This is a genomic window from Shewanella sediminis HAW-EB3, assembly GCF_000018025.1.
Taxonomy (GTDB): Bacteria; Pseudomonadota; Gammaproteobacteria; order Enterobacterales; family Shewanellaceae; genus Shewanella; species Shewanella sediminis.
The window spans coordinates 3,230,624-3,247,121 of record NC_009831.1; the positions used below are offsets into that span (position 1 = coordinate 3,230,624).

A 16,498-nucleotide genomic window follows, 5' to 3' on the forward strand; every position below is an offset into this window, starting at 1 on the left:
TGGTTTATTCTTCACACGCCTATGCATCGTACATAGCTTAGTGCTGATGACCGCCTTTACCATGGGCGTGACCGTGTGCCTTCTCTTCATCAGTTGCATCACGGGCATCGACAATTTCAATGTCAAACGTCAATTCACGACCCGCTAACGGATGGTTGATATCGACCGTTGCCATAAACTTACCCACTTTAATAATGGTCACCTGACGCTGTCCCTGATCTGTGTTGATCAGCGCACGCATCCCAGGCTTCCAAACCTTTGCGCCTTGTAGATGCTTAACCGATACGCGCTGCTCACTATCTTCATTACGCTCGCCGTATGTTAATGCCGCAGGCAAAGTGACTGAAAACTTCTCACCGGTTTCTTTACCATTAATGGCATCTTCCACACCCGGCATCATGTTGTCATGCCCATGCAGGTACGCGATAGGATCGAGACCTTCATTTGTCTCCAACACCTCACCCTGTTCATCACGTAATGTGTAATTAAACTGAACAACCATATCGTTTTTAATGCTCATTAAATGTCCTTAACTGTCTGCTGACTGTATTTTTGAGTCGCAGCTTAGCAAAACTCATTTGTACTCTCTAGCGCTATCCTAAATTATCGCCCGCCACCTGGCACTATGGTAAGGTGTTCAATCTGGCTGAGAACGTCCAGATTCGACAAGGCTAATTGGCACACTCCTGAGCTAATTTGATGTTTTGCAGAACAATCTACGCTCCATTGCCTTAACAGGTACCCCGCTAACGCCGCTCTTGTCACCACTTCCAACTTGTTATCCTGCATCTGATAATCTAGTGCGATCGCTTCAGGGTGGTCGAGACTTGGATGAGGGACAAGATTTAAAGTGATCATATTATCCCATTGAGTGTCTTTTACCTGAGTCTCATTGAACTTAGGTTCACAACTTGCACTTGAGATAGCTTTGATACGGGTCACCACGAAATCGGTAAATACTTGGTGAGTCCTGTCGAATGCCCTGACATGCCACCTCTGACCATTATTAACCAGAGCATGAGGCACTATCTCGCGATCTTTTTCACCCGAGGAGACCGAGACATACTTAACTTTTAAGGCCCTTTTACTTTGAATCGCGCGCATCAATGCCGCAATAATTTCGGTATTCGGGTGGATCAACTGTATCGCATCGACACATATTTCACTGGGCGAAATAGGCTGAGATAGCCCATCACCAAAGCCTTTCGCTAAACCATGTAAAATGCCTTCGGGTTCATGCTGAAACAGGGCTTTAAACTCCGGTTTTCTATGGTAACTCTTCGTCTGGTGAACCAAGCTCATATTATCCGGCGCAAACTCCCGATAACTGGCAAAGTCACGCGTCGCTGCGGCCAGGCCCGTTGCGAATTTCTTAATAAGATCCTGACGAGATACCTGGCCAAAATACTGCAAACTAAAGTCGATAAAAGCGAGGCGCTGCTTTTGAGCGTGAGAGAGGTTATCCATTGAGTTCATAGGCTTTGCAAGCTTCCATATTCAGATATGAGTTATTATACCGATAGGTATTAATATTCTTAAATTCTAGTTATTTAACTGCGGCTAAAGGGATAATGTAATGGATAAAACCCAAAGGTGCAATCATTTTGATTACACCTTAATTATGGAGAATAGTTAATGCAAACTTGCTTAAATAACGCCTAAAGCCTTAAAGGTAGCTTCACTTGGAAAACCATCTGCAACCAGCCCAACGCTCAGTTGAAACGCTCTTAATCCGGTTTTGGAGTTCCTGCCCATCACGCCGTCAGGCTTTCCTACATCGAACCCTTTCTCATTTAACTTAGCCTGCAACGACTTGACACGCGCTCGACTTAAGTTGTCCTGCTTGGGTGGCTTAACGGCCAAACTTACCCCCCCATTGATTCTGTCAGCCAGATGCCCAACCGCAATGGCGTAATACACAGAACGATTCCATCGCATGATCACATCAAAGTTCTTGTAGCCAAGAAATGCCGGACCGGTATGCCCCGCTGGCAGATAGAGTGCGGCGTTCATATCCGGTGTAGACAAAGAGGTCTTATCACTCTTAGTCACCCCAAGCTTTGCCCACTCGGCCAGAGGTTGAGCCTTGTCCTTACCCAGGTATCCATAACTGAAATCCTTTGGCAGTTTGACTTCACGGCCCCAACGTTCATTACGTTGCCAGCCGAGTTGATTTAAAAAGTTTGCCGCTGAGGTCAATGCGTCTGTGGTGCTGTTCCAAAGGTCGGCTTTACCATCGCCATCTCCATCGACGGCATATTTTGCATAAGCACTAGGCATAAATTGTGTGTGGCCCATAGCACCGGCCCATGAGCCAACCATCTGTGAGGACTCAAACTGATACTCCTCTTTAAGCTTCAAGGCTTTCATCAATTCGCCGGTGAAATATTTACTACGGCGAGGATCACAGGCCAGTGTAGCTAAAGAGTCGAGTACCGGCATTTTCCCTTTATAAGAGCCGAAGTTAGTTTCCAGCCCCCAAAACGCCATCAGATATTGTGGCGGTACTCCGTATTTCTGTGATAATTCATTGAGGAGTTCTCGGTTCTCTTTTAGTAACTTTCTCCCCTCCTTCACGCGCCAGTCGGTCACCCTTTTGCTGAAATAGTTATCGAACGTTTGGCTAAACTCCGGCTGTTTCTTATCTAACTCGATAACTCGAGAGATATATTTTACCTTTGCCAAGGTGTTGTCTATGGTGTCTCTCGATAGCCCTTGCGCTTGCGCGGTCTCTTTAAGTTTAATAACACAAGAGGCAAAGTCATCGGCGCTGGCCGGCATTGCTGATAAGCTTGAAAAAAATAACAGGGAGGCTAACGGGACATGTTTAATCAAAATGAATACTCCAAGAATGCATAAAAAAGATATCGGCCTAAAAGAAAGTCAGGGCTATGGCCTGTAGCCGTTAGTACAGACCATAATAACGATAGAGACAGCAGATATTAAGTATTTATCCCGATTAAGTGAGATTAAATTGCAATTATTCTATTCTGCAAAAAATAGCCAGGTTAAATCTAAAGATTTTCTTGGAGATTGCGGCTCATGCCGTATAATGAGGCGGTTAAATATTCATACCTAAGAGACCTAACATGACTGAAACAAATCCATTACTTACCAGCTTTATCGAAAACGTAAAAGAACACCAAGCCGTCTGGGGACTGCAGGATGAAACTGGTGAAGGTTGGGTTGTATGTGACTCTTCTGAATACGAAGACACTGATGTTATGCCGTTATGGTCAACTGAAGCGCATGCAAAAGTACATTGCAGTGAAGAGTGGGCTAACTACCAGCCAGTCTCTATCACTCTGGTTGAGTTCCTGGAGTTTTGGGTGTCAGATCTTAACGACGATGGCGTACTTATCGGCACCGATTGGCAAGCCGAAAAAGAGTGTTTAGAAATTGATCCGATCGTACTTGCTCAGTCTTTGGTTAATATCGAAGAAGAATAAAACAAGCTGAGTAACGCTTACTGAGCGAAAGATGCTTCTTAACCTTAACCACACTCCTCACAGGATAAATTACGGTTAAGAAGCCTGACTCCTCCCCCATGCTCGAGCTTAATATCCATGCCTTCCCTATCTCTTGTCGATATACCATTCGATTATCGCCATACCTGTTGGTTTTGCGCTGAGCCCTGTAACTGTACCTTTGAATACCACGCCACGGCGAGTACTCCACATCAGAGTCTGAGCATCCCTGCCTGTAAAGAGTGCTTAAAACTGGCTAAGCTGAATCAACTCACTTCAATTTGGGACTGTCAGGTCGCGGTGAAAGATGAGCTTATGCGGATCTACGCTAAACACCTGGCGATCGGTATCAATTGGACAGAGCAAGAGCTCATCGACTCTGAGTTCTCCTGTAAAGTATTCGAAGGATTCAAGAAGAGTGCTTGGATGATGTACCTGATCGCCAAAGAAAGAGTCAATGCACCGGGTTGGCCATTGAGCGTTAATGGTATCCCGTTGGACAACGGGGGCTATGAGATGGGCTTTGAGTTTGATGGAGTCAAATATCGCTCTCTTTCAAAAGCGGTGAGCCATTACAGTCGCATCTTAGGGTTAGATAAACTGTTTTTTGAAGCCGTACTGTCACAGGTGGGCAGAAGTCGATTTGGCTATGCCGTTCGAATCAGCCGAATTAATATCGCTTCCCATAAAAGGGTCAAGCAACAGGTGCTGAAAGATATCGCTCTGGAGCAAGGGCAGCCACTGCAAAATGACACTTGGTTTTAAAAAGGCCATTATCTATGGCCTTTAAGCAGTACAGCTTAAACTATCTCTCTTAACTTCTGTTGCACCACATCCACGAGTAGATCGGGTTGGAATTTAGATATGAATCGGTCACAACCGACTTTTTCGACCATGGCCTTGTTAAAACTGCCACTCAATGAAGTATTCAAGGTAATAAACAGATCGCTCATACGTTTATCACTACGGATCTCATGAGTCAGTTTATAGCCATCCATCTCGGGCATCTCGGCATCTGTGATCAACATTAAGATCTCATCCTGAACAGATTTCCCCTCATCGCACCACTTTTTCAAGACATTCAAAGCCTGCAACCCGTCTGAAGTTTCTAAGATCTCTATCCCTAAAGGCTCTAATGTCTCTTTAATCTGTCTACGAGCGGTAGACGAGTCATCGGCGATCAATATTCTGCGACCATGCATCTCGCTGACCAGTGATTCATCGAGAACCCCTTCAGAGAGACGAATATCATAATGAATGATCTCCGCCAGCACTTTTTCAACATCAATAATTGAGACTAACTGGGTATTACCTTCCGTTTCGATGCGAGTTATGGCGGTTAAGTAATTATTACTTCCTGCGGTCTTAGGTGGAGGTAAGATATCCCCCCAAGTCATGTTGACAATATGCTCGACCTTTCCAACTCTAAAGCCTTGTACACTTCGATTGTACTCGGTAATAATCAAGTTTGACTCTTGATCGTCTGACATAGGTTGAAAACCGATAGCCGCACGCAGATCGATAACCGGAATGGAGGTGCCTCGAATATTGGCAACCCCACTGATATGGGGATGACTGCCCGGCACAGCGCTTAATGCAGGGAGTTTAACCACCTCTTTGACTTTAAAAACGTTAATTGCAAAAAGTTGAGTGGCATTTATTCGAAACAATAAAAGCTCTAACCTATTTTCACCAACGAGTTTTGTACGTTGATCAACCGAATCAAGAATTTTTGCCATAATACAACTCTCAAGGTGAAGGGATAATGGTTAGCAACCAAAATATTACTTATTAATTATAGCCTTTATCTTACCCACAGAACTGAGTTACAGATCTAATTAAAACAAATAAGTAGTCAAAGGCCGCAGAAGTGAGACACCCTGTTGATTACCTTCGGCTATCCAACGTTGCTTTAACCCCAGTTTGAAGGATCCCAAGGGAACTTCACACTAGCCAAGGTAAATCGGGTGACTATGATAAAAGCCGCCAGAAACGGCCAAAAGACTCACAAATTCTAACACTTATAATCATAAGTGACAGTTTTTCTAACTTATACCAATTGCATTAAATATCTGACCATTCAGCGGGAGTTCAAAACCCTGTAGGCAAGGCGGGGGATTGAAGCTAATAGTTATTCTATATCTAAAGCCCCCAACGCAGTATAAAGGGCTTTGAAACCCGCACTACGTGAGCACCTCAGGATTTCCACTTCTGCTTTGCATTGCCTAAAAAGGGGGGAACCATTTCTTCGTCAATGCGCCTTGAATTGAAAAACCTGAGGGGCTCTGAATTGATTACATACTTAATGCAACTGGTATTAGCCTGCAGCCAGTAAATAGCATCATTCATTTAAAATACGGGTTGACAAGGCCGGCGTTGACGATATAATAGCCACCGATTTTGAGATACCCTTGTAATTTTCTTTTGTTAGTCCGACTCCTCTCGTCACTGCCTCACAAAACACATTAATACACCCGGTTCAACATCTAATAGCTCGTCATTTTACTGTCATAAATTTATGATTTAATTTGACTCGATTAAGCATATCTAATTCGCATTTGTTACAAACGTTAACATTTGAAGATAATATAAATGCTTGATTAAGCCGTTAAAGATGAGTAGTCTCGAAACACAAATAACACTCATCTTTCGCAAAAATGCTAAGGATATTTTATAGTTAAATACATGCTGCAAAGGTTTGCAGTAATATAAAAAGGAATATGACATATGTCGTACAATATCAATGGTCATGAGATCACAGTAAATTTCCCGGTAGACTCTATCTCTTTAAATAAGTCTTCTATCGCTTTCACCGATAGCCAAGGGAAAAACAGACAAACCTTCTCTAAACGCACCGAAGCGTTATCGTTTATGAAATGGCTTTTATCAAGCAACAAATAAATCATAGCGAAAAAGAAATGGATGATGATAAATAGTCTGTTTGCAATAAAACAAAGCAATACAATTAGTTAAAAATTAATGCCAATCGATACACTACCTCTCACTGGTATCGAGTGACCCAAACTTCCACCGGAGAATGGGAACAGATAGGACTGACATCATTAAATCAGCTATCAGGCAGTAAAGTAACATCTACCTTTGGTTCAGGCTGTATCAATTTCACAGATACCCAGCCTGACCAAACGGTAAAAACCTCAATGATTTATCCTATCCTCTCAACAATATCTAGCTTCTTACTTCAATTTAAGACCGCCCTGCAGATGTTGAATTAGCAGCCATATTTACGTTGATATCGAGGCAACATACTGACATTGCCCAGTAGCCCCCCCTGATGAAGGTACATGATAGGTGTTTTATCCATCGTCATATTCAGATAATGCTCTAGTGCCATCCAGCCTAAGGGATCATAGAGAAGTTCAAATTCGATACCTGTATTGCAGACCCGTTTCCACATATCAAAAAACTCTCGATAGAGCTTACCGAAATGAAATTTCTTGGGCATAGCAACAATCTCAGGATGATGCGCCACCTCACCACTGAGCATTTCGAATTGATGTTTCAGGTATCCATCACCACCAACGGCAGCACAAGTTAAGACGCGAATGTCTAACCCCGAGCCAACAAAATATTTATTCAGAAATAAAGCAGTTGTACCGGTACCGGAAGGAAGAAATACGATGAGAGATGAAAGAGCCTGCTCCTTAAACCACTCGCAGATCTCCTCGGCAAGTTTAAACACGCCAAATTCAGCATAACCACACCTTCCCCCCTCAGGAACAAACACAGCATGCTCTTGATTCGGCAAAACTTGCTCCTCAATATAGGTCAAGGTATCACGTCCCTCTCGATCACTCTGCTCGCTGAGATTAATGATATTGGCGCCATTTTGGCAAGCACTGACATAGTTGCCCTCTTTCTGTGTTTTTATGTGTGAGGCGATATGATCGACATAAAAGTCCAGCTGCCATCCTCTCAACTTCGCGAGCGCAGACATAGAGTAGAGTGAGTTAGCCTGAGCAGAACCATAGCCGATAACCTTATGAACATCCGGGAAGTCATGCTCGAGAAAATAGGCAAATTTGCGGGCCTTATTGCCGGAAAACTCCGGATGCAGAAGATCGTCTCGTTTAACAAAAATCTCTCTGTCAAACATCTCAATGGAATCTACAGGGGTATGGGATAATTTCATCATTCTGGAAACCTAAACTATTGAACAGACAAGTTTATCACTGTCGGCCTACCGAGCAAAACCACTAAAAGCTGGTGATTTTCACTATCCGACAATCTGTAAAAAATAGAAAGTGCATATATTTCACAGGGTTGCTTAATTGGCATGTTTTTAGCTTATTAACTGTATAGCGCATTCTTTCTTTTGCCCTTATGAGGAGTTTTTAATGGCAGTATTACGTTTAATCTTTAACATTGCATGGTTTGTTCTCGGCGGATTTGTTATGGGGTTAGCCTGGTGGATCGCAGGCTTACTCTGTTATATCAGTATTATCGGCATTCCATTTGGGCGAGCCTGTTTTGTCATCGGTGAAATGACCTTCTGGCCATTCGGGCAAGATCATATGAGTAGAAGCAGCCTGACAGGCAGTGAGGATATAGGTACAGGTGCATTTGGTACCGTTGGCAATATCGTCTGGTTTTTACTATTTGGGATCTGGCTTGCAATAGGTCACATTACTCACGCGTTGGCATGTTTCGTTACCATTATCGGGATACCTTTTGGTATTCAGCACCTGAAATTAGCAATTTTAAGCTTAACCCCTATTGGGCAGACTGTTGTCACTAAGGCATAAAACGACAATAAAAAACGCCGAATTAACTTTAATTCGGCGTTTTACTATATGTAACAAACCTATTTGCTGCCTGTTTTCACCTCTGACATATATTCATCCAGAATCGATGCAGCATCAATTTTCGATAAGCCAACATTAAACATATCTCGCCAGTAATGACCTTCAGGCGTATTTCTAAACGCGATAAACATCTGCTTTTCTTCGAGGGTCTTCTTGTTTATCTGTAACTTTCCTGCGAGTGACTTCAGCTCTTTTTGAGATAGCAGGTAGCCAAAAACGTGCAGATCGATGACTGCGGCATCGATGCGAGCGGTTGCCACCTTTTTTACGTTATGTTCATCAGAATTGACAACTTCGACCCTTTGGGTTCCCAGCTTAATCATGGCATCTAGCTCGGCCGTGTTTGTGTAATCTCTCACCACACCGAGCCGATACTGATTAAGGTCTGCGAGACTGGACCAGCTGATGGGATGCAGATGCTGTTCAACTAAGCCTAAAGGGCTGGCACCTAAAGGATCCGAAAATATAAATTCATCAGTTGGATAGCTATAAGCCGGTAGATATCCGATATATTTAGACTCGGGGCGGTTTACCATCCTTATGGCTCTGCTCCAGGGGAAAAAGCCAACAATAAGTTCATGCCCCACCGCTCTCATTGCCGCACGAGTAATTGCAATAGTCGCTCCCTGCTTTTCTAAGGTACTGCCCGAGTAAGGAGGCCAGTGAAGCGAGGTCAAGTGAAGAGTGTCGGCTTTTGCCTCTGGCACGGCAAAGCTTCCGGCGAACAGCAAAAACTGACACAGAATAGCGATAAAAAGTATGTAGTTGCGTACGCCGCTTAACGCCCTCTTCCGACCGATGTCTAACGCCCCTTCAAAAAGTACTAATACTCAGTATAGCTGCAATATCAGGCAGACAAATTAAGCTTTGTTACAATTGTTGGCTGGTCTAAACGCGTTCAATAGTGAGAGAGTAATAACTTGAACCCCAAATCTGGAGAGGCAATGTTACGTAAAACAGTGATAACGATAAGTGGGGGTGTACTCACCTTAGCGGGCGCGGCTCTGTTAATTTTGCCCGGGCCTGCCTGGTTGCTGTTTCCCGTTGGTTTGGCCATCCTGAGTCTGGAATATCCTTGGGCGAAAGTGTGGTTGCGAAAGAGTCAACGTCAACTTCATGCTTCGGCAGCCTGGCTTGATAGAAAAATCCTATTAAGAAAAATGAAATCTTAATCTGTAGCCCCTCCATCTCCGACGCAGTTCACGGAAATGTAAATCTTTAGAGGTTAAACTGCTAGCCTGCCTGAGAATGGCAACCAGAACCGAGACACTCTTCACGAAAACCCAATCCAAATCCACGATAGTCTCTATCGAAACAATGCGTTATCTATATTCCGTTCAGATTAATATGATGTCCACATTAAATAACCACATAAAAAACAAGTCTTAATGTGAGGTCTAAAATGAAACTATTATCTCCCCTTTCTCTTGCAATCCTGGCTGCAATGAGCGCAGCACCTGCCGCAGCAAAAGAGCCAATTGAAATTATCCAACCAGCAAAGATCACGGCACCAGAAAAAGTTGAATTGGGAAAGATGTTGTTCTTCGAGCCAAGGCTCTCAATGTCTGGTTTTATCTCCTGTAACTCATGCCATAACCTATCGCTTGGCGGTGTCGATGCACTTCCAACCTCTATTGGACACAACTGGCAAGAGGGCCCGATTAACTCTCCTACGGTCCTGAATGCTGAATACGGTCTGGCACAATTTTGGGACGGGCGTGCAAAAGATCTCAAAGAACAAGCCGGTGGGCCAATCGCTAATCCTGGAGAGATGGGTTATACCCATGAGCTTGCCGTCTCAACTGTAAACTCCATGCCAGCCTACCAGACAAAGTTTGAAGCCATTTATGGTAAGAACTCGGTCAACATTGACAATATTACCGATGCCATCGCCGAGTTTGAAAAAACACTGGTTACGCCGAACAGTTCTTTCGATCTCTATCTTCAAGGAGAGCAGGACGCGATCACCGCCGAAGCAAAATCAGGTTATCAGCTCTTTAAAAATAAAGGTTGTACCAGCTGTCACAATGGACCCGCGGTTGGTGGCACCATGTATATGAAGATGGGACTAGTGAAACCGTTCCACACTAAAAACCCGGCAGAGGGTCGCATCGCTGTAACTGGAAAAGAGGCCGATAAATATGTCTTTAAAGTTCCGACACTGCGCAATATCGAACTAACCTACCCTTACTTTCACGATGGTGCGACCTGGACCTTAGAGGAAGCGGTCAACACGATGGCTGATATTCAGCTTGGTCAGCAATTATCTGAGAAAGAGACAGTTGAGATGGTGGCATTTCTTAAGTCGCTCACCGGAGAGCAGCCACAGATAGTGTTACCTATCCTGCCACCATCGAATGCGAATACACCTAAGCCCGTCCCTTTTGAAAAATAGTATTTGTTAAATAGCAGATAGCATCATTAGAGAATGCCTGTTAAAACAAAACGCCAGCAATATGCTGGCGTTTTATTCAAAAAATCTAGAGTTTTAACCCACGAGCTTAAATGGAAAGCTATTAAAGCGTTCAATTATGGCAAGTAGTACTCCCTGGCGACGCATATTATCCATCACCCCCGGACTAAAGCGCTCTAATCTTGTCATGGCAGTTAACAATAACTTACACTCATGCAGCGTCGCATCTGCGATATACTCAGGCCTGTCAACTAAATGGCTATTTTGGTACCAATCTGCCCACTTAAACTCACTCAACAGCATTGAGCTTTTAGCTAGATCATCCATAAACTCATTAATCCGACAGACCGAAATGGGCCTCTCTCCACATGCTAAATCATTAACGTATTTAGCATAAAGACTCGATGTATGCTTCAAAAATTGATGGTTCATCTAACACCTCCAAGGATCTCGGAATACTCAGTGTTATGTAATACTATCGGCATATTCACAACACTCTGTAGTGTTTTAACAGGTGCTGCATATGCCGTACCACTCATCCGAGTTTTTAAACTAGTACCAATTATATCGGTACTAATCTGTACTCAGGCTTAACGGTATGGCATAGGGATAAAGATGATGAGGGAAATCAAATCAGCAGGTTTACAATCACTTAAAGGTACCGATTAATCAACCGGTGAGACTCTTTTTGTGAGCGATTAAAAAATTACACACTCTGCTCAATATCCAACTGAATAATGCCAGCAGCCCCTCAATTCTCACTTTGCCATGAAAATTGCAATGAACCGTGAAACGCTAAAATATCGATAACGCGTCGCTTAGATCTCTGGCTATAAGTTTGTGGCTATTAAGTTGTGGTTAGAAATTTGCGATATCGAACTCTTCGAGAATTAAGTCTGTAAAAAGCCGACCAGCCTTACCCAGTGGGCGTTCCATCGTCGATACTAACTTCGGCGTAAAGCTATATCGGCTACCTCCTTGAAAGTCGACCTCAACCAAGTCTCCGCGATTCAACTCTTCATGAATTAGAAAATCAGGCATCCAACCGAATCCCAGCCCCATCTCCAGTGCATTTTTTTTCATGATAAAGCCAGAAAGGTAGAACACTTTATCACCACCAAACTGAAGGTCATCTCGATAATTGATCTCGGGTGATGAATCTTCAATCGTCAGCTCGACATATCGTTGCAGATCGAACAGTGACACGCTTTTTTCGCCCGCGAGTGGATGATCGCTGCTGACCACTAATACACTCTTAATATCCGGAAGTGGTTGAGGACGGTAATTAGGCCCGGTTCTGTAGTCTTTGACCAACATAAGGTCGGCATTGTCTCGCTCAAACCTGGCCTGAACGCCACCTAAAAACTCCATATTTAGCTGGATCTTGGTTGGAACCTGTTGAGATGCCATTCGTTTCAGGGCCTTCATTATCGGCTCCATTGGGAGCGCACCATCAACAACCAATTCAAGTTTAGCTTCCCATCCCTCACTAAATCGGCTTGCTAAATGTTCAATATTTGCGAGGTTTTGCAGTAACTTTTGCCCCTCGGCAAGGATGACTTTCCCCTCAGGTGTTAATTCTGCCCGGTACTGATCGCGACAAAATAGGTTTACACCTAAGTGCTGTTCAAGTTTTTTTACCTGATAACTCACCGCAGATTGAGCCTTATGCAATCGCTCTGCAGCCTTTGAAAAGCTTCCCTCTTCGACCAACACCTCCAGCAATTTAAATGCATCCACATCGACCCGCATACTCACCTCGCTCGTGTAAACCTTGAAATACAATCTAAAATTTCGATTAAGTTAAAGTAATTATTATTCTTTTTTTTGCTGGTTTGAGCAACTAAATTGATAGGTATGTCACAAATTAATTAAAACTGCCAAGTCCACCAATAGCAGTTGACCAGAATAGCATCACCCGCAAGTCATCGAAGTATGGCAGCGAGTAGCAACAAATTAAACGAGGACAAGACAATGGCGAGCGAACAAAATCCACTGGGTTTATTGGGCATAGAATTTACAGAATTTGCCACCCCAGATCTTGATTTCATGCATCAAGTGTTTATTGATTTCGGTTTTTCTAAGCTAAAGAAAAGTAAAACTAAAGACATTAGCTACTACAAGCAGAACGACATTAACTTTTTGCTGAACAATGAAGTTCGCGGCTTTTCGGCAGAGTTCGCTAAGAGTCACGGCCCCGCGATCTGTTCGATGGGCTGGCGTGTAGAAGATGCCCAGTTTGCTTTCGAAGGCGCAGTGGCACGCGGTGCTAAACCTGCAACAGAAGAAAATAAAGACCATCCTTACCCCGCCATTTACGGTATTGGCGACAGCCTGATCTACTTTATCGACCTGTTCGGCAGTGAAAGTAATATCTACCAGAATGATTTCGTCGATCTTGAAGAGCCTGTGATCACTCAGGAGAAAGGCTTTATCGAAGTCGATCACCTGACCAACAATGTTTACAAAGGGACGATGGAACATTGGGCCAACTTCTACAAAGATATCTTTGGTTTCACCGAAGTGCGCTACTTCGATATTAAAGGGGCCCAAACGGCCTTAATCTCTTATGCGCTACGTTCACCCGACGGCAGCTTCTGTATCCCGATTAATGAAGGCAAAGGCAGTGACAAGAATCAGATCGATGAATACCTCAGAGAGTATGATGGACCCGGCGTTCAACACCTGGCATTCAGAAGCCGGGATATCGTCGCGTCACTAGATGCGATGGAAGGTTCATCGATAAAAACTTTAGATATCATCCCCGAGTATTACGACACCATCTTCGAAAAATTGCCACAGGTGACAGAAGACAGAGAAAAAATTAAACATCATCAGATCTTAGTCGATGGCGACGAAGAGGGTTACCTGTTACAGATCTTCACTAAGAACCTGTTCGGCCCCATCTTTATCGAGATCATTCAGCGCAAGAATAACCTGGGATTCGGAGAGGGTAACTTTACCGCCCTGTTCCAGTCTATCGAACGGGATCAACAGCGCCGCGGTGTGCTGTAACTGTTATAGAAAGTTAAATCAGGTTAAGCCGATGTAAAACCAGCCAACTTGGCTGGTTTTTTGTTTTCACTCAGCGATTATTTATCTACACTGAGCCACCAAATCAAACATAAGACACCATCATACAGATGCCAGATCTCGCCCTACTCGCCGTTTTTATACCAACCTTCTTCTTCGTATCGATTACGCCTGGAATGTGTATGACACTTGCCATGACGCTGGGAATGAGTATCGGCATCAAACGAACCTTTTGGATGATGATTGGAGAGCTCGTTGGCGTAGCGCTAGTGTCCATCGCTGCCGTTATGGGGGTAGCCAGCATCATGCTCAACTATCCGCAACTCTTTGAGGTGTTAAAGTGGGTGGGTGGACTCTACCTTGCCTATATCGGCGTACAGATGTGGCGTGCCAAAGGCAAGATGGCCAAGCTTGATGACCAGTCAGGCAGCATCAGCAACGGCGCACTCATTTCTCAAGGCTTTATCACCGCCATCGCCAACCCCAAAGGCTGGGCCTTCATGATATCTCTCCTGCCTCCCTTCATTAATGTCGATAAGGCTCTCGCCCCTCAGTTCATCACCCTGTTGAGTGTGATCATGTTTACCGAGTTTGTCAGCATGACGGCTTATGCTACCGGCGGGAAGAGCCTGAAAGTATTCCTGACCAGAGGCGATAACATCAAATGGATGAACCGTATAGCGGGTTCACTCATGGTGGGCGTGGGCTTCTGGTTGGCGCTGGGTTAACTTTTATATAGCAAGACTCAAGAAACAGCACAGAAAGCCATGGATTCGGCTCTTTGCAAAGAATGAGTTCAGAGTGACGGCTAAAAGATAACGCACTCAAATCTCACCTTTAAACGGCAGTGACTTGGCCGCCTCTACCGTATAACGTCTATTTTGCTCAGTTTCTTGATGGGTAAACGCCTCGATTGCTGACTTGCATTTTTTATTTTTTCGCGTCACATTGCACTGATAACTAATTAAAAAAACTAAAAGGGATAATTCATGCGCCCGTTAAAGACCCTATTTGTCGCCATGTCCATAGCCGTACCTCTGTTCAGTATATCTGCAGCACTGCATGTGCCATCTATACAGGCGGCTGAACCTTCAATATATAGCCATATGGCCACCGTGCAACCTATATGGGCCGAACATGGCATGGTCTCGAGCCAGGAAGCCCTGGCGACGCGCGCAGGAGTAGAGATATTAAAGCAGGGAGGAAACGCGGTAGATGCTGCCGTTGCCGTGGGATTTAGCCTTGCGGTGACCCTGCCCAGAGCCGGGAATCTGGGTGGCGGCGGCTTTATGATGGTACATCTTGCTGAGCCCAACAAGACTATCGCCATCGATTATCGGGAGATGGCACCCGCTAAGGCTCATAGAGACATTTTCCTCGATGAAAAAGGCGATCCAGACTCGCGCTTAAGTCGCGAACATGGCTTAGCCGTTGGTGTACCAGGCACCGTAATGGGAATGGAACTGGCTTTGCAAAAATATGGCACCATGACGATGAAACAGGTCACGACGGCAGCAATTAAAATGGCCAAAGAGGGTATAGAAGTGACGCCAGACCTGTCGACCTCACTCACGGGCCTGAAGAAGCGCCTCGCCCAATGGCCTAGCTCTGCGGAGATATTTTATAAAGCCGACGGCAGTGATTATCGCGTCAAGGAGACACTCAAGCAGCCTGAGTTGGCTCACTCCCTCACCCTTATCGCCGCACATGGCAGCAAGGGCTTTTATCAAGGCGAGACGGCGCAGAAGATAGTCTCTGCCATACAAGAGGTTGGCGGGATTATGACACTCGAGGACCTGAAAAACTATCGGGTTGTCGAGCGTAAACCGGTGCAAGGCGATTACCGGGGCTATCAGGTGGTCTCAATGCCCCCCCCTTCATCGGGCGGCATACACATCATCGAAATGCTCAACATGTTAGAACCGTTTCCTATCGATAAGCTGGGCCACAACACCGCGGCCACACTCCATCTGATGACTGAGTCGATGAAACGTGCCTATGCGGATCGCAGTGAGTATCTGGGCGACCCTGATTTTTATAACGTACCGGTTCAGGCACTGATCAACAAAGATTACGCCAAGAAACTGTCCAGCCAAATCAAAACCAACAGGGCAACACCCAGCAGCGATATTAAACCTGGCAATTTAGTGCCCTATGAAAGTGATCAAACCACTCATTACTCCGTTGTCGACCAATGGGGCAATGCCGTTTCCAACACCTATACCCTGAATTTCAGTTATGGTTCCGGCCTTGTCGCTAAAGGCACGGGCATACTGCTTAATAATGAGATGGATGACTTCTCCGCTAAACCGGATACACCGAATGGTTATGGACTGGTTGGCGGTGAAGCAAACGCGGTCGAAGGAGGTAAACGCCCACTGAGCTCCATGAGCCCGACCATAGTGATGAAAGATGGCAAGCCATTTATAGTCACGGGTAGTCCCGGAGGCTCACGGATAATCACCACCACGATGCAGGTCATCATGAATGTTATCGATCATGATCTGAATATTGCCGAGGCAACCGCAGCCCCGCGGGTCCATCATCAATGGCTACCCGACCTCCTCAGAGTCGAGCAGAGTCTCAACAGAGACACCATAGAACTTCTGGAAGCCAAAGGGCACAAGGTGAAAGTCAACAATGCCACAGGTTCGACCCAATCGATCATGGTCACAGAGCAAGGTATTTTCGGCGCTTCGGATCCCAGACGTGCCGGCAGCGAAACGGCAGGGTATTAATCAACAAGAATAAAAAATGGGGGA

The 16,498-nt window shown here is 44.8% G+C and carries 17 protein-coding genes; 9 read left to right on the top strand and 8 right to left on the bottom strand.

Annotation, left to right across the window (positions count from 1 at the left end):
* Window positions 1–37: 37 nt before the first annotated feature.
* The 3 genes from SSED_RS14015 to SSED_RS14025 form a co-directional block, all read right to left on the bottom strand.
* Window positions 38–520 (bottom strand): FKBP-type peptidyl-prolyl cis-trans isomerase, encoded by a 483-nt coding sequence (locus tag SSED_RS14015; protein WP_012143011.1) that lies wholly within the window; start codon window positions 518–520, stop codon window positions 38–40.
* 83 nt (window positions 521–603) lie between these two features.
* Window positions 604–1,476 carry a WYL domain-containing protein gene (locus SSED_RS14020; protein WP_012143012.1) on the bottom strand — a complete coding sequence of 291 codons (873 nt, stop codon included), beginning with the start codon at window positions 1,474–1,476 and terminating at the stop codon, window positions 604–606.
* A 171-nt stretch (window positions 1,477–1,647) separates the two neighbouring features.
* Window positions 1,648–2,781 (bottom strand): lytic murein transglycosylase, encoded by a 1,134-nt coding sequence (locus SSED_RS14025; protein ID WP_012143013.1) that lies wholly within the window; start codon window positions 2,779–2,781, stop codon window positions 1,648–1,650.
* 308 nt (window positions 2,782–3,089) lie between these two features.
* On the opposite strand from SSED_RS14025, the gene SSED_RS14030 reads away from it, so the two are divergent.
* Window positions 3,090–3,449, top strand: a complete 360-nt coding sequence (locus SSED_RS14030) for a DUF2750 domain-containing protein (protein ID WP_012143014.1) — start codon at window positions 3,090–3,092, stop codon at window positions 3,447–3,449.
* Between the two features lie 117 nt (window positions 3,450–3,566).
* Window positions 3,567–4,232: a hypothetical protein gene (locus SSED_RS14035; protein WP_012143015.1), complete on the top strand. Its 666-nt coding sequence runs from the start codon at window positions 3,567–3,569 to the stop codon at window positions 4,230–4,232.
* Between the two features lie 35 nt (window positions 4,233–4,267).
* Here SSED_RS14035 and SSED_RS14040 read toward each other — a convergent pair whose 3' ends face one another.
* A complete protein-coding gene (locus tag SSED_RS14040; RefSeq protein ID WP_012143016.1) occupies window positions 4,268–5,206 on the bottom strand; it encodes a chemotaxis protein CheV in 939 nt (312 codons plus the stop codon).
* Window positions 5,207–6,194: 988 nt separating this feature from the next.
* On the opposite strand from SSED_RS14040, the gene SSED_RS24465 reads away from it, so the two are divergent.
* Window positions 6,195–6,368: a hypothetical protein gene (locus SSED_RS24465; protein ID WP_012143017.1), complete on the top strand. Its 174-nt coding sequence runs from the start codon at window positions 6,195–6,197 to the stop codon at window positions 6,366–6,368.
* A gap of 328 nt (window positions 6,369–6,696) precedes the next feature.
* Here SSED_RS24465 and SSED_RS14050 read toward each other — a convergent pair whose 3' ends face one another.
* A complete protein-coding gene (locus tag SSED_RS14050) occupies window positions 6,697–7,617 on the bottom strand; it encodes a 1-aminocyclopropane-1-carboxylate deaminase (protein WP_041422171.1) in 921 nt (306 codons plus the stop codon).
* A 205-nt stretch (window positions 7,618–7,822) separates the two neighbouring features.
* Between SSED_RS14050 and SSED_RS14055 the strand changes: the two genes are divergently transcribed.
* Complete coding sequence (locus SSED_RS14055) at window positions 7,823–8,230, top strand: YccF domain-containing protein (RefSeq protein WP_012143019.1); 408 nt, start codon at window positions 7,823–7,825, stop codon at window positions 8,228–8,230.
* A gap of 59 nt (window positions 8,231–8,289) precedes the next feature.
* On the opposite strand, the gene SSED_RS14060 is transcribed toward SSED_RS14055, so the two are convergent.
* The gene (locus tag SSED_RS14060) at window positions 8,290–8,997 is read right to left on the bottom strand and encodes a substrate-binding periplasmic protein (RefSeq protein WP_012143020.1); all 708 of its coding nucleotides are present in this window, start codon (window positions 8,995–8,997) and stop codon (window positions 8,290–8,292) included.
* A 237-nt stretch (window positions 8,998–9,234) separates the two neighbouring features.
* Here SSED_RS14060 and SSED_RS14065 point away from each other — a divergent pair, with 237 nt between their 5' ends.
* Together SSED_RS14065 and SSED_RS14070 are read left to right on the top strand one after the other, a co-directional pair.
* Window positions 9,235–9,462, top strand: a complete 228-nt coding sequence (locus SSED_RS14065) for a PGPGW domain-containing protein (protein ID WP_049772120.1) — start codon at window positions 9,235–9,237, stop codon at window positions 9,460–9,462.
* 230 nt (window positions 9,463–9,692) lie between these two features.
* Window positions 9,693–10,685, top strand: coding sequence for a cytochrome-c peroxidase (locus SSED_RS14070; protein WP_012143022.1), 993 nt, complete (start codon window positions 9,693–9,695; stop codon window positions 10,683–10,685).
* A 93-nt stretch (window positions 10,686–10,778) separates the two neighbouring features.
* On the opposite strand, the gene SSED_RS14075 is transcribed toward SSED_RS14070, so the two are convergent.
* Together SSED_RS14075 and SSED_RS14080 are read right to left on the bottom strand one after the other, a co-directional pair.
* Complete coding sequence (locus tag SSED_RS14075; protein ID WP_012143023.1) at window positions 10,779–11,135, bottom strand: DUF6508 domain-containing protein; 357 nt, start codon at window positions 11,133–11,135, stop codon at window positions 10,779–10,781.
* Window positions 11,136–11,561: 426 nt separating this feature from the next.
* A complete protein-coding gene (locus SSED_RS14080) occupies window positions 11,562–12,455 on the bottom strand; it encodes a LysR family transcriptional regulator (RefSeq protein ID WP_012143024.1) in 894 nt (297 codons plus the stop codon).
* Between the two features lie 222 nt (window positions 12,456–12,677).
* Here SSED_RS14080 and hppD point away from each other — a divergent pair, with 222 nt between their 5' ends.
* The 3 genes from hppD (at window position 12,678) to ggt (ending at window position 16,474) form a co-directional block, all read left to right on the top strand.
* Window positions 12,678–13,718, top strand: a complete 1,041-nt coding sequence (gene hppD, locus SSED_RS14085) for a 4-hydroxyphenylpyruvate dioxygenase (protein WP_012143025.1) — start codon at window positions 12,678–12,680, stop codon at window positions 13,716–13,718.
* A 128-nt stretch (window positions 13,719–13,846) separates the two neighbouring features.
* A complete protein-coding gene (locus SSED_RS14090) occupies window positions 13,847–14,464 on the top strand; it encodes a LysE family translocator (protein ID WP_012143026.1) in 618 nt (205 codons plus the stop codon).
* Window positions 14,465–14,725: 261 nt separating this feature from the next.
* Complete coding sequence (ggt, locus tag SSED_RS14095) at window positions 14,726–16,474, top strand: gamma-glutamyltransferase (protein ID WP_012143027.1); 1,749 nt, start codon at window positions 14,726–14,728, stop codon at window positions 16,472–16,474.
* Window positions 16,475–16,498: the final 24 nt, after the last annotated feature.